We start from the raw sequence: 23,083 nt of genomic DNA, 5'->3' as shown, positions 1-23,083 counted from the left end.
GGACTCGACTCGCGGGCTCCGACGACCGAGGCTCGGCGTCGAGGCGCGCTCGCCACACGATCGAACGGCGAGTGTTGCACATACCGAAAGTTCAGACAAGGACGGTTTTCCCGAACTATGACACGGAGTTCGGTGATCGAGCAGGGATCTCACCGACACGCGCACCCGAAAACGGGTCTGAAAATCTTTGTGTGCAATCCTCGAAAACCTGACGTTCGCGTCGCCGATCATTACCTGTCGCCCATCTCGAAACCATTACCGCAATGGGTGCATCACATTTTTCTGCGCGTACACGAACATCGTCCGGAGACACATTGTCGAAACACACCACCGGGTTGGATTTCGCCCGCGGAGTCGAATCGACTCGAGTCGCCGCGGGCGCGTAAGGTCGAGGAACGGCACCGATTACCGATAACTGCAGGAGGAATTGCGTTGACGACGAGGTTCAGACCGGAGTCGGGCATTCGCGTCGCCCCACGTGACGCCCTCAACATATTCGCCGAGAATTCACGAATAGTGGCGAACATCATCGACGTGTGCATTTTCGATCTTGCGGAATCGTCGCAAACATTCACCGCAGAAGTGGCTCGTGAATGGATGGCGAATCGCCTGGACAGGTCCCCGATCTTCACGCGGAGACTGCATCGCCTGCCCGGCGACGTCGGCGACCCCTACTGGATCGACGACCCCACACCCGCGATGGATCAGCACGTGCATGTGACCGCAGTGAAGGATCCGGGTTGGGAACCCGTCGAATCGGCTCTGGCGGACCTGCTCAGCGCCCCGATGGACCTCGAGGACTCCGCCTGGGAGGTGCACTTCCTGACCGGGATCCACGGCGTGGACGGCCTCCCGGACGACTGCTGCGCCGCAGTGGTCAAGGCCCATCACTCCGCGACCGACGGCCTCGGCCTCGTCGCCGTCGTCCGAGCCCTGTTCACCGACGACCGAACGGAGTCGGTACTTCCCCGCGGCGATCAGCGGTCGGTCCGGATTCCGCCGTTGATGCTCTCCGCCGTTCGAGCGCCACTGAGTTACGCGTCCTTCGCGTGGTCGATGGCCGCGTCGCGCCTTCACGCCAGGCGGGATTCCACGCCCTCCCCCGCGTACACGACCACCCGGTTCAACGACCGTGTCGAGCTCGAACAGTGGATACGGGTTCTCTGGCTGTCCGTCGACGGCATGCGTCGGATCTCGCGGACCGTTCCGGGTGCCACCATCAACGACGTCGCGATGACCATGGTGTCGCTCGCGCTGGACCGCTACCTCGATCTTCCTCGCGCGTCGTTCGGGTCCACCATGCCGCTCGACACTCACGACGTCCGGGACAGCGGCACGGCGAACCAGACCCACTTCGCCAACGTCGATCTGCACAACGACGTCGAGGATCCGCACGCGCGACTGGCCGCGATACGCGAGTCCACGTCACACGCGAAGGAGCTCACGCGGAGCAGCGAGGTGGCCCCGCAGCCTCGTCCGATGGAGAAGATTCCGCCCGGGGTGGCGCGTCTGCTGGGTCGCCTGGCCACGATCCGGAGGCCCGCGCCGCCGGCTGTCAGCGCGACGACGGTCATCTCCAACATGCCCCACGGCAAGGACGATCTGACACTGCTCGGGGCGCCCGTCGTCGGCGCGTTCATGCCCATGCCGACCGTCGACGGGATGGGCCTCATCCATCACGTCGCGTCCGTGGGCGACTCTCTCGCCCTCACGGTCACGGTCGAGAAGGCGATGATGCCGGATCCGGACCGCTATCTGGCGATACTTCGAGACGTTTACACCGAATTGACTCGACCGGGCGGTTCGTTTACTTAAAATCCACGGCATGGACGGTATCTACGAGGCAGACCTGCAGGGTGTGTCCACCACGACGCTGTGGACACTCAACGAACGCGCGACGGAAGCGGCACGGACGGACAGCGACTTCAGCGACCCGGTCGCCGTCGATCTCCACTCGCGAATCGACTATCCGTGGGGGAAGTTCGGCAAGCCCACACAGCCGGCAGCCGTCCGGGCAGTGGCGTTCGATCACGCGATCCGGCAGTTCCGGCAGCGCCATCCCGATGCCGTGGTCGTCGCCCTCGGCGAGGGTCTGCAGACCTCGTACTGGCGACTCCAGGACCCGTCGCTGGCGTGGTACACCGTCGACCTGCAGCCGGTCATCGACATGCGTGAGGCCCTGTTGCCGGAGGCGGACAACGTCCACAACGTCGCGCTGTCGGCACTGGACCGTACGTGGATGGACGCGGTTCCGGCGGGTGTCCCCACGTTCGTCAGCGCCGAGGGCTTGTTGATGTACTTCACCTTCGACGAGGTGCGCGACCTCGTCGCGGATCTCGCCGCCCGGTTCCCGGGCGGTCAGCTCGCGTTCGACTCGATCCCGAAGTGGTTCAGCAAGAAGACGATCAGCGGGCTGAAGCTGACGGACGACTACCGAGTGCCGCCGATGCCGACGCACTTCACCGTCGCGGAGGCCCGCGCCTTCCTCTCGACCATCCCGGGCATCGCCTCGGTCGAGGAGATGATGCCTCGTAGCGGTCGACTCCTCTGGAGTTCCCCGATCGCGTTGAAGATGGCGCAATGGCCGATCATCAAGTCTGCTCGACCGAACATGGTGCTCGTCCAGTTCGACTAGCCGCCCGCGCCACCCGACCGGCCGTCCGCCGGTCGGGTGGGCGGTGTCAGTCGTCCAGCGCGTCCCGCAGTGCGGGACCGATGACGGCGATCGCCTCGTCCGACGCCATCTCCCAGTGCGTGACGGGTACCGCCGTGCTGGTGATCCGTCCGCGTGTGTAGTCCTTCCAGGCGTCGGCGAACACGGTTCCTGTGGCATCGTCCCCGGAAGCGGCGAAGAACAGCATGTCCCCGCCGTAGACGTCCGGCTCGTGTCGGGTCAACAGATCACCGTTGTGCAGCGCCGCCGAGACCATCGAGCGCACCAGATCGGGCGTGGCCACCCCGGCCACTCCCGGCGCCTCGGCGATCAGTGCCACCAGCCCGTCGAGATCGTCGGCATCTCCTGTCGCCGCGGCGACGTCGATTCCGATGCCGCCGAGAATGTCCGCCGCAGCAGTGTCCGGGGTATCGACTCCGCTCGTCCCGACGTCCGTGCGCGGACGACTGTCGAGCAGCGCGAGGAGCGACACCGCTCGCCCTGCCCGCTCGAGTCGAGTGGCGACCGCCTGAGCGATGACACCTCCGAGCGACCACCCCACCAGGCGATACGGTCCGTCCGGAGCGACTCGAAGAATCTCTGCCAGGTAGCGATCGGCCAGTTCGCCGATCGAGCTCGCGAGCGCACCGTCCTCCGTGATGGCGGGCGACTGGATTCCGTACATCGGTGTGTCGGGCGGGAGGTGACGAGTGAAACCTGCATAGCTCCATGCCAACCCGATGATGGGATGGATGAAGAAGACAGGTGTTCCCGATCCCGACGACAGCGGCAGCATCATCTCGAACCCTGCATGCGCGGCGTCGGCGTCCGACTCGAGCCGAGCCGCCAACGACCGCGCGTCCGACGCCACGAACAACAGCCGCACGGCGACGTCGCGGCCGAGAGTCTCACCGACGGCCCGCGCGAGTCGCGTCGCCGCGAGCGAGTTCCCTCCGAGTTCGAAGAAGTTGTCGTCCGCTCCGACCCGTTCGAGCCCGAGAACATCGGCCATCGCCTCCGTGATCGCCCGCTCGGTGGGAGTCGAGGGCGGCGTGTACGTGCGACTCACATCTACTTCGATCGGCGGGAGTGCCGTCCGATCGAGTTTCCCGTTGACCGTGAGCGGGAGTGCGGCCAACTCGGCGAGTCGCGATGGCACCATGTAGCCGGGCAGTCTCGCCGCGGCATAACGCAGAACCGACTCGCGCAGGTCATCGCCCTCCGGATCCTCACGGCGCGTGCCGGTCTCGGGGACGATGTGTCCGACCAGTACGTCGCCCGCGGGTCCGTGCTGGACCGCCACCACTGCGCCCGCCACACCCGGCGCGTCGACGAGAACCGATTCGATCTCTCCCAGTTCGACGCGGAACCCGCGCAGTTGCACCTGTGTGTCGGCACGCTGCAGGTACTCGAGCGAGCCCTCGGAGTTCCACCGGGCGAGGTCGCCCGATCGGTACAGCCTCTCGCCGGGAACGAAGGGGTTCGCGACGAAGCGCACCGAGGACAGACTCGGACGGTTCAGGTACCCGGGAGCGAGCTGCCTACCCATGATGTACAGCTCTCCCGGAACTCCCACCGGTACCGGTCGCAGCCGCGTGTCGAGTACCACGGCGCCCAGACCGGGGACGGGGCGACCGATGACGCTGCCGGCGGCCTTCGACGCGATCTCCGCGGTCAGCGGTTGCAGTGTCACGTGGACCGTGGTCTCGGTGATGCCGTACATGTTCACCAGGCGCGCACCGTCGTGATGGCGTTCGTACCAGCGTCGCAACTGACTCAGATCGAGGGCTTCGCCGCCGAACACGATGTAGCGCAGTGACAGGGACCCCGTGTCCGTCGACCGTCGTTCCGCCTCCGCGAACTGGTAGAAGGCAGACGGAGTCTGGTTGAGGACCGTCACCTTCTCCGCGACGACGAGGTCCAGGAACTTGTCCGGTTCACGCGCAGTCCACGCATCCACCACGACGACGCTGCCTCCGGTCGTCAGCGCTCCCCACAGCTCCCACACCGAGAAGTCGAATGCGTAGGAGTGGAACATCGTCCACACGTCCGTGGCGTCGAATCCGTAGAAGGGCTGCGTCGCGTCCAGCAGCGCGGTCACCGACGAGTGTTCGACGAGCACACCCTTGGGCCGACCGGTCGAACCCGAGGTGTAGATGACGTACGCGGAGTCGCCACCGGACGGCGCGGGCGGGGGTGTTCCCACCGCGAGGGACACGAGACTGTCCGGGGTCGTCACCTCGGTGCCGGGCCTGGCGAATCCATCGAGACGTTCGGGATTCGTGACGATCACCGTCGCACCCGAATCGGTCAGGATGTGGTCGGCCCGCGACTCGGGCGAGTCCGGATCGACGGGAACGTACGCCGCACCGGCCTTCATGACTCCGAGCAGCACCGCCACCAGATCGGTGGAGCGATCCATCATCACGGCCACCATCGCACCTCGATCGACGCCCGCGGCCCGCAGCCCCGATGCCAGTGCGTCCGACCGCTCGTCGAGCTGCCGGTACGTCAGACCGAGATCCGCGAAACGAACCGCGGGAGCATCAGGATCGGTATGAGCCCGAGCCCTGACTCGATCGACGATCGTGCCCCCCGGATTCGCGTCGATGTCGACCGAATCACGTTCGGCGGCAACGGATCTCGACCCCGCCACGCTACGCGAGGTCAGTGCTCGATCGCGCTCGTCGGTGATGTCGATGTCGCCGACGACCTGTTCCGGATCGGCCACGACCGCCGTCAGAAGGGTGACGAAGCGGCGCGACAACCGCTCGATCGTGTCGGCCTCGAACACGTCGGTCGCGTACGTGAAGACACACTCGTAGCCACCCGACGGCGAGTCCCCCACCGCGAGCTGCAGGTCGAACTGTGCCACGGACAGGCCCGGTTCCACCCCGCTCACCGTCAGGTCCGGCAGTTCCAGTCGGATCGGCGCGAAGTTCGCGAACGTCATGCTGACCTGGAAGTACGGGTGGTAGGCGGTCGAGCGCGGCGGTTGCAGCTCGTCCACGATCTGTTCGAACGGCACGTCCGAATGCGCGAACGCATCGAGGTCCGTCGTGCGCACGGAGTTGAGCAGGTCGAGGAAGGTCGCCGCCGGGTCCACCGCGGACCGCAGTGTCAGGGTGTTGACGAACATGCCGATCAACTCGTCGAGGGCCGCGTCTCCACGACCCGCGATGGGTGTGCCGATCGCGACGTCCGACGTCCCGCTGGTTCTCGCCAACAGCGCGGCCAGCGCCGCGTGCACGACCATGAACGGCGTACCGCCCGTGCTGCGTGCGACGGAGCGAACACGGTCCGCGACGCCTGCCTCGATCTCGAGGTCGACCCGCGAACCCAGGAGTGCGCGTTCGCTCGGTCGCGGCCTGTCGAACGGCAGCGCCAACGGTTCGGTGAGACCGGCGAGACGGTCGCGCCAGTACTCGATCTGCGTCGAGGCCTCGGAATCAGGATCCGAGGTGTCGCCCAGCACTGCGCGCTGCCACAGCGCGTAGTCCGCATACTGCACGGGGAGCGGCTGCTGGTCCGGTCGCTCGCCGCGGACCCGAGCCGAGTACGCGATCATGATGTCGCGTGCCATCGGTCCCTGGGAGAACCCGTCCGCGGACACGTGGTGCACCACGATTGCCAGAACGTGATGGGTGTCGTCCACCCCGAGAAGCAACCCGCGGACCGGAACCTCGGCGGTCACGTCGAAGCCCTCGGACACGAACTCGATCAGGCGGCGCTCCACCCCGTCCGCGGACACGTCCTCGCGGGAGAGGTCCAGGTGCACGTCCGTGGCCGGAACGATGACCTGACGCGGGCCGTTCGCGTTCTCCGGGTAGGACGTGCGAAGTGATTCGTGTCGGCTCACGACGTCGACGACGGCGGCGCGCACGGCATCCACGTCGAGGCGTCCCTCGAGCCTGACCGCCAGTGGCACGTTGTACGCCGGTGACGCGGTGTCGAACTGGTTCAGGAACCACATACGTTGCTGCGCGAGCGACAGGGGGATCTCGTCGGGACGATCCACCGGCACCAGGGCTCGACGTGCCGCAGTCCGCGTCGCCGACTCCGCGCGCGCCGCGAAGGCAGCCACGTCGGCGGATTCGAACATCTCGCGGATGGAGACCCGGGTGTTCAGTCGTGCGTTGACCCGAGCGACCACCTGCGTGGCCGACAGCGAGTTGCCGCCGAGCTCGAAGAAGTTGTCGCCCGTGCCGACCCGGTCGACGCCGAGCACCGCGGCGAACGCGGCAGCGACGATCTCCTCGACCGGGGTGGACGGTGCGCGGTACTCCCGCGCGACGTCGAGATCCACCGAGGGCAGTCGACGACGGTCGAGCTTGCCGTTGATGCTCAGCGGCAACGAGTCGATCACCACGATGCGCGCCGGGACCATGTACCCCGGAACTGCCTGCGCCGCAGCGGATCGCACGTCGTCGACATCCAGGGTGGCATCCTTCTCCGGCACGACGTAGCCCACCAACAGCTCGCCGCCGGCAGTGCGGGCGACCGTGGCAGCCGCGGCGGCGACGCCGTCCGCCGTGGTCAACGCGGCCTCGACCTCGCCGAGCTCGATGCGGAAACCGCGCACCTTGACCTGGTCGTCGGTGCGGGCCACGAACTCGAGGACGCGGCGCCCGTCGCGGTCCACCCAGCGGACCGCGTCTCCCGTGCGGTAGAGCCGGCCGGGACCGAAGGGATCGGCCACGAAGCGTTCCGCCGTCAGGGTGGTGTTGCCGAAGTACCCGAGCGCCAGCTGGTCGCCTGCGAGATAGAGCTCACCCGCGACGCCGACGGGCACCGGCCGCAGACGAGAGTCGAGGACGTAGACCTGCACGTTCGCCTCGGGTCCACCGATGGACACCGGACCCGTCTCGTCGGGCGCGATGTGGTGCACGGTGACCGAGACCGCAGCCTCCGTCGGTCCGTAGAGGTTCACCACCGGTGCGTCGGACAGTCGGCCGAACGCGGTGACCACGTCGCGCGGCAGCGCCTCGCCGATGCACAGGACCGCTCGCAGTGACACGACGTCGTCGGCCGTCGCCACCGACGCGAAAGCGCCGAGGAGCGAGGGCACGAAATCGGCGACGGTGACGTTCTGCTCGCGCATCACACGCGCGAGTTCGGCAGGGTCCCGGTTCGCCTCGGGCGAACCGATCACCAGCCGGGCGCCCGCGGTCAGCGGCCACCACAGCTCCCACACCGACAGGTCGAAGGTCGACGGCGTCTTCTGCACCATCGCGTCGTCCGCGGTGAGGCCGAACTCGCTCTGGATCCACCAGAGCTGGTTCGCCACCGCGCGATGCGGCAGCGCGACGCCCTTGGGCCGCCCGGTGGAGCCGGAGGTGTAGATCACGTACACCGGATCGTCCGCCCGGAGCGGACGACTGCGTTCGGCGTCCGTGACCGGCGCGTCCGAGAACTCGGACGTGTCCGCCGTGAGGACGTCGAGGCGGGGAATGTGGTGACGGTGTCGAGGACGGACGACGCGAGGGCCGTCCACCGGCAATTCCCGGCCACCCAACAGTACGAGGGACGGCTCTGCGTCGGACAGCACGTACTCCGTGCGCTCCGCCGGGTGGTCGAGGTCGATCGGCAGGTACGCCGCACCGGCCTGGACCACCGCGTACATCGCGACCATCGAGTCGATCGACCGTGGCATCGCCACGGCGACGAGATCACCGGTGCGCACGCCGTCGGCGAGCAACCTGCGCGCCAGTCGTGCGACGCGAGAACCGAACTCGCCGTACGTGAGTGAGTCGTCACCTTCCGTCAGGGCGACGACGTCGGGACGCTCGGCGACTCGCTCGGCGAACATCCGCGCAACGGAGGTGGGCGCACCCGCGACACGAGTGTCGTTGGTGTCCACCAGGATCGACCGACGCTCGTCCGCGCTCAGGACGTCCGCGGTGTGCACCGGTGCGTCCGGACGGGCGATCAGCGCGTCGACCACGCGGGAGAAGCGCTCGGTGAACGACTCGGCCGTGGCACGGTCGAACAGCGCCTCGGCGAAGGTGAGCACCGACTGCAGCGAGCCGTCCTCGGCTCCCTCACTGACGATGAGGTGCAGATCGAACTGCGAGACCGCGGCCTCGAGCCCGACGTCCCCGACGGTGAGGTCGGGGAGCTCGAACGTCACCGGCGCGAGGTTCTGGAACGAGAAGCCCACCTGGAAGATCGGGTGGTACGCGGTCGACCGACGCGGGTCGACGGCCTCGACGAGCTGCTCGAACGGCACGTCGGCGTGACCGAACGCGGCCAGGTCGGCCGCGCGGGCGGCCGCGACCAGATCGGCGAACGACGCATCCGGATCGACGTCGAGACGCAGTGCCAGCGTGTTGACGAACATGCCGACCATGTCGTCGAGTTCGCGCTCGCCACGTCCGGCGATCGGGGTTCCGACGGCGATGTCGCGCGAGCCCGACAGGGCACCGAGCAGCACGGACCACGCCGCGTGCACGGCCATGAACAGCGTGCCCTGACGCGACGCGGCGACGGCGCGCAGTCCGGCCGTCTGCTCGGGGGTCAGCGCGAACTGCACCGAGTGGCCGAGCATGGACTGAACCGCCGGGCGCGGCCTGTCGGTCGGCAGCTCGATCGGATCGTCCAGACCGGCGAGCTGCTGCTTCCAGTACGCGATCTGCTGGGCGGTCAACGACTCCGGGTCGCTCTCCGATCCCAGCACCTCGCGCTGCCACAGCGCGTAGTCGGCGTACTGCACGGGCAGGGGTGCCCACTCCGGGATCGCTCCGGCGACGCGCGCCGAGTAGGCGACCATGACGTCACGTGCCAGCGGGCCGAGCGAGAATCCGTCCGCGGAGATGTGGTGCACGACGATGGACAGCACGTACTCCGCCGCGTCGCCGGCCGGGTCGACGACCTCGAGCAGCAGACCGCGCACGGGTACGGCGGCAGTGACGTCGAACCCGGACGCGATGAACTCGAACAACGCGCCGGGCACACCGGCGGTCTCGACCGGACGTGGCGCCAGGTCGAGGGGAACGTCGTCCACACCCAGGATGACCTGGTAGGGACCTTCTTCCGACCCGGGGTACACCGTGCGCAGCGTCTCGTGCCGGGCGAGGACGTCGCGGACGGCCTCCTCCAGCGCGGCGACGTCGAGCGTGCCGGTGAGGCGCACTGCCAGCGGGATGTTGTACGCGGGCGAGCTGGTGTCGAACTGGTTGAGGAACCACATGCGGCGCTGTGCGAGCGACAGCGGCACCGGATCGGGCCGCTCCCCCGCGACGAGCGCGGGGCGACGACCGACTCCACCCGAGAGTGCGCGCGCCGCGAGTTCGCCCACGGTCGACGCGTCGAAGATGTCGCGCACGCCGATGTGGGTGTCCAGTGCCGCGTTGATACGCGCGACGGCCTGGGTGGCCACGAGCGAGTTGCCGCCGAGATCGAAGAAGCTGTCGTCGACACCGACCCGCTCCACGCCGAGAAGATCGGCGAACACCTCGGCGACGGCCTGGTCCTCGGGCGTCTCCGGGGCGCGGTACTCGGCCTGCTGCCGCACCAGGGTGGGCTCCGGCAACGCGGCACGGTCGAGCTTGCCGACCGGGTTCAGCGGCACGGAGGTGAGCGGCATGATCACCGCGGGCACCATGTGCGCGGGCAGGCTCTCCTTGACAGATGCGTGCACGGCCGCGACGTCCAGGGTCGCGCCCGCCTCGAGCAGGGACGCCGCCGGCAAGACGTAGGACACGAGATCGGTGACGCCACCGACGGATCGGTGGCCGACCGTCACGGCGAAGTCGACGTCCGGATGGGACGCGAGCGCGGCATCGATCTCGCCGAGCTCGATGCGCTGGCCACGGATCTTGACCTGGAAGTCGCTGCGGCCGATGTACTCGACGGTGCCGGCCTCGGTCCAGCGGACCACGTCGCCGGTGCGGTACAGACGGCTCCCCGCGGGACCGTACGGATCGGCGACGAAGCGCTCGGAGGTGAGCGTCGGGCGGCCGAAGTAGCCGCGCGCGACACCCGGACCTCCGGCGTAGAGCTCACCGGGAACGCCGACGGGCACGGGCCGCAGTCGGCCGTCCAGCACGTACTCGCGAGTGCCCTTGCTGGGACCGCCCACCGTGATCGGATCGCCTGCGGAGAGGGGCACCGACGCGTTGATCATGATCGTCGTCTCGGCGGGTCCGTACCCGTTGACGACGGTGCGACCGGATGTCGCCCACGCCGCCATCAGATCCGGCGGAAGAGCCTCGCCGACGGGCATGACGGCGCGCACGGACGGCACCGCGTCCGGCTCGACGGTCGCCAGCGCGGACGGCGTGATCACCATGTGGGTGACACCCTCGTCGGTGACGAAGCGCGCCAGATCGGGTCCGCCGTAGAACCCGGCGGGCGCCGGTGCGAGCGGAACCGCGTTGCCGGCGGCCAGCAGGATCTCGAAGATCGACGCGTCGAAGCTCGTCGACGCCACGGCCAGAATGATCGACGCGTGATCGATCCCCAGCGAGTCCGTCTGTGCGGCGACCAGATTGGCGAGACCAGTGTGCGGGACGACGACACCCTTGGGACGGCCGGTCGATCCGGACGTGTAGATCATGTACGCCGCGTTGCTCATCCGTATCGCACCGAGGCGTTCACCGTCGGTCGGGCGCTCGGGTGAGCGCGAGTCGACGTCGGCCGCGAACTGCTCGTCGTCGAGGACGAGCCACCGCAGCCCGTCGACGTCGGCGGGGCGGTCGATGATCGTCGTGATGCCGAGCGCCGCCGCCGAGTCGTGCACCATGTAGTCGATGCGCTCGGCAGGGTGCGCCGGGTCGACGGGCACCATGTAGCCGCCCGCCTTCGCGACGGCCCAGACGCAGAGCACGAACTCGGGTGACCGCGGAACCGCCACGGCTACCACGACGTCCGGTCCGACACCCGCGTCGACGAGGACGCGTGCGAGGCGCGCGGCACGAGCGTCGAGCTCTTCGTACGTCCACTGCACCGATCCCTGGCGGACGGCGAGTCTGCTGGGAGCGTGATCCGCGGCGTCCTCCAGGATCCGGACGAGCGTGCGCTCGTCGACGTCGGCGGATCCGCGGCGCGACAGCAGGTCGGCACGCTCGTCGGCGAGCAGCGTCTCGATGCGGCCGACGGGCGCACCCGGCGACGTGGCGAACGCCGCGAACACGGCCTGCAGGCGACTGCCCAGTGCGGAGACGTACTCGTCGGAGAACAGGTCGCGCAGGTAGCGCAACGTCATGCGGATCTGCGTGTCCGCGAACGTGACCACGTTGATCGGGTAGTGCGTCGCGTCGAGCACCTGAGCACCGGTGACGGCCATGCCGTCGATGGACGCGGCGGCCTTCAAGCCCTCCTCGTCCACCGGGTAGGACTCGAGAACGGTGATCGAGTCGAACACCGCGCCCGGGCCGACAGCGGTGGTGATGTCCGCCAGCCCCAGGTAGTGGTGGTCGAGCAACGCCGTCTGCTCCTCCTGCAACCGGAGCAGGAAGGACTCGATGCTGTCGGACTCGTCGATGCGCACGCGGACGGGCAGCGTGTTGATGAACAGGCCGACCATGGTCTCGACGCCCTCGAGGTCGGCGGGGCGACCGGAGACCGTCCCACCGAACGCCACGTCGTCGCGGCCCAACTGGCGCGCGAGCACGAGGCCCCACGCCGCCTGCACGATCGTGCTGAGCGTGACACCGAGACGCGACCCCAGATCGGTCAGCTCGGACGTGACCTTCTCGTCCATGACGACCTCGACCCGACCCGTGTCGGTCGAGACCCCGGACGTATCGGTGATTCCCGACAACAGCGTCGGCTCCTCAGCGCCGGCGAAAGCGGTGGTCCACGCCTTGACCGAGACGGCGCGGTCGCGGACCGACAGCCACTCCAGGAAGGAACGGTAGGACCGGACCTCGGGAAGCAGCGACGCATCTCCGCGCAGGGCGTACAGCGTGAGGAGATCCTTGAGCACCAGCGGCATCGACCATCCGTCGATGACGATGTGGTGCGCCATGAACGACAGCGTGACCGCGTCGTCGGCGGTGCGGATCATCCGGAAGCGCACCAGCGGCGCGCTGTCCATCGCGAACCGGCGGTCCCGCTCGGTCTCGAGCTCGACGCGCAGGTCGCCCTCGATGTCGTCGTGGCCGCGCAGGTCGACATCTACCCACGGGACCTCGGCGGAACTCGGAACCAGTTGCACCGCACGACCGTCCGCGGTGGTGCGGAACGATGTCCGCAGCCCGTCGTAGCGCGCGAGCAGCGCACCGGCCGCGGCGACGAACCGGTCCCGGTCGACGTCGCCGGTCAGGTCCATCACGACCTGCATGACGTAGACGTCGGGAACGCCGGCCGGCTGCATCGACGAGTGGAACAGCAGACCCGCCTGCAGCGGAGCAAGGGACCAGACGTCCTCGAGATGGGACCCGGCATCGGACATCTCGTTCTCGAAAACCTCGATGTCGTTCTGCGACACCGGCACCAGCGGTACGTCCGACGGCGTGAGGCCGCCGGCATCGCCGCTCCCGACGTGCTGAGCGAGCGCCGTGAGTGCCTCGACCCAGTAGGAGCCGAGCGCAGACACGTCCTCCGACGACAGGATGCCGCGGGGGAACGCGAACGTGGCACCGAGCTGCTCGTCCGCGAGGACGGCGTTGATGTCGAGCACGGCGATCGCCGGCATGTCGGCGTCGAGGGGCACGTCCGCGAGGGTGGTGATGTCGGACGACGGGAGGAAGCCCAGACCCTCCGCACCCTCGGGCAGCTCGCCCGCGGACAGGCGGCCCAGGTAGTTGAAGCTGATCTGGCCGACGGATCGCGCGAGAACCGAGCGTCCCGTCTCGTCGAGGTAGCGCAGCATGCCGTAGCCCATACCGCGATCGGGCACCGCGAGCAGCTGTTCCTTGACGGCCTTGACAGCTCGGCCGGCCGCGGCGCCACCGGCGAACGCGTCGTCGAGGTCGACGTCGGTGAGGTCGAGCAGCACGGGGAAGATCGACGTGAACCAGCCGACGGTCCGCGACAGATCCGCGAGTCCGGCGTCACCGAGCACGTCCTCCTCGCGGCCGTGGCCCTCGAGGCGCAGCAGCAGCGACGACGTCTCGGTGCCGCGCTCACGGCGCCACTTCGCCACGGCCAGAGCCAGTGCGGACAACAGTCCGTCGTTCACGCCGCCCCGGAACACCTGCGGCAGAGCGGTGACGACGGCGCTCGTGACGTCCGCCGGGACGGTGACGCGCACCCTGTCGAGCGTGGCCTGCACGTCGACGGCGGGGTCGAGATCGCGGTCGCCGAGCAGTACGTCCTCGGACCGCACGACGGAACTCCAGAACGGCAGTTCCGAGCGACGCGACGGCGCCTGGTCCACGAGCGCGTGCGCCCAGGTACGCATCGACGTGCCCACCGGTTGCAGAGTCGGCTCGGCCCCGGAGGACACGCCGAACCACGCGGTGACCAGGTCCGGCACGATGATGCGCCACGAGACACCGTCGACGGCCAGGTGGTGGCCGGCGACGACGAGGTGGCCGCCGGTCGACGGTCCCCGGTCCAGCCAGACGAACTGCACGAGACGACCGTCGGCCGTCGAGAGGCGATCCAGTGCCGAGTCGAGTGCCGTGCGGGCCACCTTCTCGAGGTCGTCGCCCGTGACGTCGGCGTCGACGTCGACTCGGGTGAGCAGCGACGCGGCGTCCACCGAACCCGGTGCCGCGGTGACGATCTCGAAGCCGTCGTCGAGCGACCCGGTGAGGCTCGCGCGGAACAAGTCGTGACGGTCCACCACGGCCTGCAGTGTCGCGGTCATGCCGGGCTCGTCGATACCCGTCGGCAGGTCCAGTACGACGCTCTGCGAGAAGCGCTCGTAGGCGCCGCCGCGGCGGGTCATGAAGTGCTCCACCGGGGTCAGCGGACGCGATCCGACGCCGCCACCCTCGAGTTCGGGCAGAATGCGGACGGCGTTCTCCCCCGACGACACGACGGCCGCCAGCGCGGCGACGGTGCGGCGCTCGAAGACGTCACGCGGGCTGAGGGACAGTCCTGCGGCGCGAGCACGCGATACCAGCTGGATGGAGACGATGGAGTCGCCGCCCAGGGCGAAGAAGTCGTCGTCCGCGCCGACCCGATCGACGCCGAGCACGTCGGCGAAGACCGCTGCCAGCGCGCGCTCGGTCTCGGTGGCCGGCTCGCGGTAGGTGTCGGTGTCGGTACCGAACTCGGGCATCGGCAGAGCCCGTCGGTCGACCTTGCCGGTGGCACCCAGCGGCACCTCGCCCATGACGACCACGGCGGACGGGACCATGTGCGCGGGAAGTGATTCCGCTGCCCACTCGGTGACGTCCGATTCCCGCAGACGAGATCCGGGAGTGAGCGTGACGTACGTGACCAGCACCGTCGCCCCCGCTGCCGTGGTGAACGGCGTGGTCAGCGCGAACTGCACCTCGGGGTGCGAGGACACGACGGCGTCGATCTCGCCGGGCTCGATGCGGAACCCGCGAACTTTGATCTGCGAGTCACCTCGGCCGACGTACTCGAGTTCGAGCTCGTCCGTCCCCGGACGTCGCCACCAGCGCACGACATCGCCGGTCCGGTACATGCGGGTTCCGGGCTGACCGTACGGGTCGGCGACGAAGCGCTCGGACGAGAGTGCCCGGCGCTCGTGGTAGTGCTGCGCCACACCGGGTCCCGCGGTGTAGAGCTCACCCGGAACACCGACCGGAACGGGGCCCAGTCGACTGTCGAGCACCATGGCACGACCGCCGCGGATCGGGCCACCCATGGACACCGGGCCGTCCGGACTCAGCGGGCCGCCCAGGTGCGAGACGATCGTGGTCTCGGTGGGGCCGTACGCGTTCAACATCCGACGGCCCGGCGCGAACCGAGCCACGAGATTCCGATCGAAGGATTCTCCACCCACCGCCACCGTCTGCAGCGACGGAAGGCCCTGGTGATCCATCGACGTCAACGCCGCCGGGGTGATGAACGCGTGCGTCACCTCGTGTCGGCGGATGAACTGTGCGAAGTCCTCTCCACCGTAGATCGACGTCGGTGCGACCACCATCACCGCGGACGACGAGAACGACAACAGCACTTCCAGCAGGGAGGCGTCGAAGCTCGGAGAGGCGAAGTGCAGTACCCGAGAGTGCCGATCGACCCGATACGTCTCCGCCTGGGTGGCTGCGAGATTCGCCAGTCCACGATGGGACACCGAGACGCCCTTGGGCAGACCGGTGGAACCGGAGGTGTAGATGATGTACGCGCGGTCGGCCGGCGTGACTGCCGTCCGACCGTCGGCGTCGGTGATCGCATCCGCCGGAGCGGCCGAGACCTGAGCCCGGATCTCCTCGGAATCGACGACGAGCCAGTCGATCTCGTCGGGCAGGGACGCCCGGTGCACGCCGAGCGTCAGGCCGACACGGACGCCCGAGTCGGTCACCATGTGTTCGATGCGATCGGCCGGGTAGTTGGGGTCGATCGGGACGAAGGCCGCACCCGTACGGGTCACCGCCCACATCAACGCGACCGACTCCGCGGAGCGCGGGACCGACAGCGCCACGGCGGATCCGGCCCCGATGCCACGGTCGATCAACACTCGGGCGAGTCGAGCCGAGAACTCGCCGAGTTCGCGGTAGGACACCGACGTCCCGTCGAACAGGACCGCGGAGTCGAAGACCAGCGCCGGACCGTCGGGGTTGGTCGCGACGGCATCGACGAGGAGGTCGCCGAGCGTCCGCTCCGCCACCGCGTCGTCCCCGGTGACGGGTGCCAACGACGCCGCCTCCTCGGAGTCGAGCAGTGGGATGTCGCCGACGGCGCGGTCGGGCGTCTCGATCGCCGCGGCCAGCACGCGCTCGAAGCGCTCGCAGAACAGCGTGACGGTCTCCGCATCGAACAGGTCGGTCGAGAACGTCACCTCCATCGTCATGCCCGCGGCCTGTACGTCACCCGACCGGCCTCCGGCCTGCCCGCCGTCCTCCACCGTTTCCGTGATCTCGATGGACAGGTCGAACTTCGCGGAGTGGATGCCGGCGTCGTACCGGGCGACCTCGAGGCCGCCGAGTTCGAACGTCGTGCGCTCGAGGTTCTGGAACGCCAGCGCCACCTGGAAGAGCGGGTTGTGCGATGTCGAGCGCTCCGGAGCGAGGACCTCGACGAGCCGCTCGAAGGGGATGTCCGCGTTGCCGAAGGCGCCGAGGTCCACGGTCTTCGTCTCGGCCAGCAGCTCGGTGAACGTGGCGTGCGGCGAGACCTGCGTGCGCAGCACGAGCGTGTTGACGAACATGCCGACGAGGTCGTCGAGCGCTTCCTCGCCGCGACCGGCGATGGGGGCACCGACGGCGATGTCGGTGGTGTTCGACAGTCGGGCGAGTACGACGGCGAGCGCACTGTGCACGACCATGAAGAGGCTCGCGTCGTGGGCGCGTGCGAAGTCTGCCGCGCGAGTGTGGATCTCGGCATCGATCGTGTGGTGGACCGCGGACCCGGCCCCGGTGGACACCGCGGGACGCGGGCGGTCCGACGGGAGCGTGAGCACCTCCGGCAGATCGTCGAGCTGCGTCACCCAGTACGACTCCTGCTGCGACGCCAGTGATTCAGGGTCGGACTCGGAGCCCAGCATCTCGCGCTGCCACAGGGAGAAGTCGGCGTACTGCACGGTCAGCGGACGCAGCGGGCCGTTCTCGGACCACGCCGGCGTGCCGGCCTGACGTGCCGCGTAGGCGGTCATGACGTCGCGCGCGAGCGGGCCCATCGAGAATCCGTCCGCACTGACGTGGTGCACGACGAACGCCAGCACGGCCTCGGTGTCCGACGTCCGCAGCAGTGCGCCGCGCAGCGGCACCTCCGCGGTGACGTCGAAGCCCGAGGTCACCATGTCGAGGACGCGCGCCTGCACGTCGTCCGCGGCGACCTCGGTCACGGCGAACTGACCGGCGACGCGGTCGGCGGGCAGGATCACCTGGTACGGCGTGCCGTCCACCTGCGGGTAGAGCGTGCGCAGAGACTCGTGGCGTTCGAGCACGTCGCCCACGGCAGCGCGCAGCACGTCCACGTCGAGCTCACCGCGCAGCGTGATGACGAGCGGGATGTTGTAGGCCGCCGACTCGGTGTCGAACTGGTTGACGAACCACATGCGAGACTGCGCGAGCGACAACGGAATCCGCTCCGGGCGCTCCCGAGGCGCCAGGACTGGCCGGGTGCGGCCGGTGCGTGCCGCGGCGTCGATCCGGGCGGCGAGTGCCGCCACCGTGGGCTTCTCGAACAGATCGCGGACGCCGATGGAGCTCGACAGCGCCTCGTTGACCCGCGCGACGGCGCGCATACCGATCAGCGAGTTGCCGCCGAGTTCGAAGAACGAGTCGTCGATGCCGACGCGCGGGGCGTCGAGCAGTGCGGAGAAGACGTCCGCGACGACCTTCTCGGACACCGTCTCCGGAGCCCGGTACTCCCGCGGTCCGGACACGTCCACGGGCTCGGGCAGAGCACGGCGGTCGAGCTTGCCGCTGGGGCTGAGCGGGATCTCGTCGAGCACCGTCAGGTGTGACGGCACCATGTACGCGGGGACGCGCTCGGCGACCAGGTCGAGGACACTCGCCAGTTCCGGTGCGCGCCCGGCCTCCGGCACGATGTACGCCACCAGAGCTTCGCCGGTGCGCTCGTCGGAGTGCACGATGGCCACGGCGCGGGCCACGTCCGGGTGCGCGGTGAGAGCAGACTCGATCTCGCCGAGCTCGATGCGCAGACCACGGAGCTTGACCTGAAAGTCGGTGCGGCCGAGGAACTCCAGCTCACCCGACGCGGTGACCGAGACGAGGTCGCCGGTCCGGTACATCCGCTCACCGGTCGTGCGGGGATCGGCGACGAAGCGATCGGCGGTGAGGTCGGGCCGACCGAAGTACCCACGAGCCAGCTGCGCGCCCGTGAGATAGAGCTCTCCCGGGACACCGACCGGAACGTCGTGCAGACGCGAGTCCAGCACGCGCGCACCGGTGTTACGGATCGGGCGACCGATGGGGACGGTACGGACGTCCGCGTCGGTGGTCCGGTGCAGCGTGGACGTGACCGTCGCCTCGGTGGGGCCGTACGTGTTGTCGAGCTCGGCGGCCGACGAGGCCGCGAACCGACGCACCAGATCGGCGGACAACGCCTCGCCGCCCACCGACAGGTAGCGCAGCGATCCCGGCAGGGCCAGACCGGCATCGGACATGAAGAGCTCGAGCATGGACGGTACGAACTCGAGGATCGCGATGCCGTGCGAGCGCGCCTGGTCGAGCAGGTACTGCACGTCGAGGTGGCCGTCCGGACGCGCGACGACGAGGGTGGCTCCGAGCTGGAAGGGCAGCAAGAGTTCCCACACCGACGCGTCGAACGTCACCGGCGTCTTCTGCAGCATCGTGTCGCCGACCGTGAGGTCATACGTCTCGTGCATCCAGAGCATCTGGTTCAGGACGGAGCGGTGCGAGACCGCCACGCCCTTGGGGCGGCCGGTCGAGCCCGATGTGTAGATGATGTAGGCGATGTTGGACGGCACGAGCGTGCCCGTCCGCTCCGCATCCGTCAGCGGCTCCGCGGACACGTCGGCGAGATCGACCGTGTCGACGTCGATCACGTTGTGGTGCTCGGGCAGGTCCCGGTGATCGCGCGTGGTGGTCAGCACGACGACGGGTGCGGCGCTGGACAGGACGTACTCGGTGCGCTCGTGCGGGTGGTCCGGATCCACCGGCACGTAGGCGCCACCGGCCTCGAGCACCGCGTAGATCCCGATCATCATCTCGAGCGAGCGGCGCATGCCGACGGCCACGCGGGCGTCGGGACCGACCCCCAGTGCGACGAGGTGCCGTGCCAACCGGTTCACCCGCGTGGAGAACTCGGCATACGTGAGAGAGGTCCCCTCGTACACGAGCGCGGTCCGACTCGGATCCTGTGCGGCGCCGCGGCGGAACGCGTCGACGAGGGTCTCGGCGGGCAGCGGAGCGTCGATGCCGCGCAGCGCGGCGAGCTGCGTCTGCTCGCCGGAGGTGGTCAGCGGGAGATCGCCGACGGCGGTGGCGGAATCGGCCACGACGGCGGCGAGGATGCCGACGTAGCGTTCCGCGATGGTGCGTGCGGTGGGTTCGTCGAACAGATCCGTGGCGTACAGCAGCGATCCGTCGATGGGACCGGGCGACCCGTCGGGGTTCACCTGCTCCATGAGCGTCAGCGTCAGGTCGAGCTTCGCGACCGGCACGTCCGAGTCGAGGAGACCGATGGTGACGTCGGGCAGCTCGATCTCGGTGCGTTCGAAGTTCTGCAGCATGAGCAGTACCTGGAACAGCGGCGCGTAGGCGAGCGAGCGCTGGGGTCGCAGGATCTCGACCAGCCGGTCCAGCGGCAGGTCCGAGTTGCCCAGTGCATCGAGGTCCGCGGTGCGGGTGCGGAGCAGGAAGTCCTCGAACGACTCCCCCGGCTCCAGATGCGATCGCAGGACCAGCGTGTTGCCGAACATGCCGACGAGCGGATCGAGCGCCTGCTCGCCGCGGCCCGCGATCTGCGTGCCGACGGACACGTCGTCGGTCGCGGCCATGCGCGAGAGCAGCACGGCCAGGGCGGCGTGCACCACCATGAACAGCGTCGAGTTGGTGCGTCGCGCGAGGTCGTTCAGACCCTCGACGACGTCCGACTCGAGTCGGAACGGCACCGTCGCACCGCGGGACGACGGCTGCGCCGGTCGCGGCCGGTCGGTGGGGAGTTCGATGACCTCGGGAGTGCCGGCGAGGGCGCGCGTCCAGAAGTCGATCTGCTTGGCGCTCAACGACTCCGGGTCGCTCTCGTCGCCGAGGAGCTCACGGTGCCACATCGCGTAGTCCGCGTACTGCACCTCGAGCTCGGGCAGCTCGGGAGCCGCACCGGCGCTGCGCGCCACGTAGGCCGTGGTGAGGTCGCGCACCAGCGGGGCGAGCGATCCACCGTCACTGGCGATGTGGTGCATGACCACGGCGAGGACGTAGTCCTGGTCCGCGATCTGGAACAGCTTGGCACGGAAGGGCACCGAGGACGACACGTCGAAGCCGTCGAGCACCACCGGGGTCAGTCGCTCGTACACCGAGCTCTCGTCGATCCGCTCCGGATCGAGCACCACCGACACCGACGACGCGGGCTCGATGCGCTGCACCGGACCACTGTCGGTCTGCGGGTAGACGGTGCGCAGCGTCTCGTGCCGCGTGATGAGATCCTCGAACGCGTGGCCGAGCGCCTCGAGATCCAGCGCACCCGTCATCCGCAGCACGACAGGCTGGTTGTACGCGGGCGACGTCACGTCGTACTGGTTGGTGAGCCACATCCGCTGCTGGGCGTAGGACAGCGGCAGGTCGCCCGAGCGATCACGACGCACGAGCGGCGGCCGCTCCGGGGCACCGAGCGAGAGATCCACGCGCGCAGCGAGATCCGCGACGGAGGTCGCCTCGAACACGTCCCGCACCGCGATGCGGGACTGCGCCGCCTGGTTGATCCGGGCGACCACCTGGGTCGCGAGCAGCGAGTTGCCACCGAGTTCGAAGAAGGTGTCGTCCAGACCCACGCGCTCGGCCGACAACAGGTCCGCCAGCACCTCGGACACCGTGATCTCGGTCCGGGTCTCCGGGGCCCGGTACTCCTTCGTCGACGTGCCGATGGTCGGCTGCGGCAGCGCCGCGCGATCGAGCTTGCCGACGGGTGTGAGGGGCACGGCGTCGATGACGATGATCTCGGACGGCACCATGTACGCGGTGAGGCTCCGGCCGACGAAGGCCGTGACGTCGTCGACGTCGATCTCGTGGCCCGGCTCGGGCTGCACGTAGGCCACGAGCACCGTCGAGCCGTCGGGCAGCTGATGACCGGCCGCCGCGGCGAAGCGGACGTCCGGGTGCGCCGTCAGGGCGGCGTCGATCTCGCCGAGTTCGATGCGGAACCCGCGGACCTTCACCTGGAAGTCGGAGCGGCCCAGGTAGTCGACCGCGCCGCCGCTGCGCACGCGGGCGAGGTCACCGGTGCGGTACACGCGCGAGCCGGGTTCACCGAAGGGGTCCGCGACGAAACGCTCCGCGGTGAGCGACGGCCGACCGTGATACCCGCGGGCCAGACCGGGGCCGGCCGCGTACAGCTCACCGGCGACACCGGCCGGGACGTCGCGCAGGCGGCCGTCGAGCACGGGCGTGCGGAAGTCGCGGATCGCGCCGCCGATGGAGACGGGCGCGTCCGGGAACAGCTCCGCGCAGTTGGTCATGATGGTGGCCTCGGTCGGACCGAAGCCGTTGAACATGCGGCGGGTGTCGGTCACGAAGCGGGACACCAGTTCCGGCGGGCACGCCTCACCGGCGGTGACCACGACCCGCAGGTCGGGCAACTCCGACGGCGTGACCGAGGCCAGCACGGACGGGGTGATGACGGCATGGGTCACCCGCTGCTCGCGCAGCAGAGCCGTCAGATCGTCGCCACCGAAGACGTCGGGCGGCGAGACGACCATCGTGGCTCCGGACCCCACGGCCATGAGCAGTTCGAAGACCGAGGCGTCGAAACTCGGGGATGCGACGGCGAGGGTGCGGGCGGACGCGTCGATACCGAAGCGCTCACGCTGCTCGGCCACCAGACTCGAGAGACCGGCGTGCGTCACCTCGACGCCCTTGGGTCGACCCGTCGATCCGGACGTGTAGATCATGTAGGCCGTGTTCGCGGGGCCGAGCACCCGCACGCGATCGGCGTAGGTGACCGGCTCGGCGGACCGTGCGTCGACGGCGGCGTCCAGGTCGGCGTCGCCCAGGACGAGCCAGCTGGGGCCCACTCCCTCCGGCAGGGTCTCGCGGTGCTCCGTGGTGGTGATCCCGAGGGTGGCCCCCGAATCGGTGAGCATGTACTCGATGCGGTCCGCGGGGTACTTCGGATCGACCGGCACGTATGCCGCACCGGTCTTGGCGACCGCCCAGATCGACAGGATCGACGCGGCGGACCGCGTGACGGCCAGCGCCACCACGTCCTCGGCGCCGATGCCGCGCGCGATCAGCTCGCGCCCCAGCTTCGACGACGCCGCGTCGAGCTCGCGGTAGGTCCACTCGGTGGTCGCGCCGGACTCGTCGCGGAACACGAGAGCCACACCGTCGGCGTTCGCCTCCACGGCGGCCGCGAGGATCTGCGGCAGGGTGGCCGCGCGAGGACGCTGCCGGCGACGCGGGCGTTCCCTGGTCGGACGCTCGCGGCGGGGTGCCCCCGCGCGTCCCGGACGTTCCGCCCGCGACCGGTCCTCGTTCGAGGTCTCGTCGGGAGTGCCATCCGTCATCGTCGTGCTCCTCGTGAATCGATACCGAGCCTCGCCCGTGGTTGCCCACCGACGATCCCGCTGCGTACTCGCGACACTCCCCGCGGATGCGCGCACGCGTGCTTCATGGGGCGTCGCCCCATCTGATCCACCCTATCGAGCAGGGCGGCGCGCACGCCGCTCACCCGGGTGGTGTGAACGGCGCCTGTCACCGT

At 69.1% G+C, this 23,083-nt stretch carries 3 protein-coding genes; 2 read left to right on the top strand and 1 reads right to left on the bottom strand.

All coding sequences use genetic code 11. The annotated features are described in order from the left end of the window. Positions 1–117: 117 nt before the first annotated feature. Entirely contained in the window at positions 118–1,815 is a 1,698-nt protein-coding gene (locus ASG69_RS22100) for a wax ester/triacylglycerol synthase domain-containing protein (protein WP_156380459.1), read from the top strand. A 10-nt stretch (positions 1,816–1,825) separates the two neighbouring features. Further along, positions 1,826–2,635: a class I SAM-dependent methyltransferase gene (locus ASG69_RS08120; protein WP_056441815.1), complete on the top strand. Its 810-nt coding sequence runs from the start codon at positions 1,826–1,828 to the stop codon at positions 2,633–2,635. 46 nt (positions 2,636–2,681) lie between these two features. Here ASG69_RS08120 and ASG69_RS08115 read toward each other — a convergent pair whose 3' ends face one another. Continuing rightward, entirely contained in the window at positions 2,682–22,889 is a 20,208-nt protein-coding gene (locus ASG69_RS08115) for a non-ribosomal peptide synthetase (RefSeq protein WP_056441813.1), read from the bottom strand. Between the last annotated feature and the right edge of the window lie 194 nt (positions 22,890–23,083).

The sequence above is a fragment of the Rhodococcus sp. Leaf225 genome (assembly GCF_001426145.1).
In the GTDB taxonomy this organism is placed as follows: Bacteria; Actinomycetota; Actinomycetes; order Mycobacteriales; family Mycobacteriaceae; genus Rhodococcoides.
This window is presented reverse-complemented; position numbering and strand designations above follow the sequence as displayed.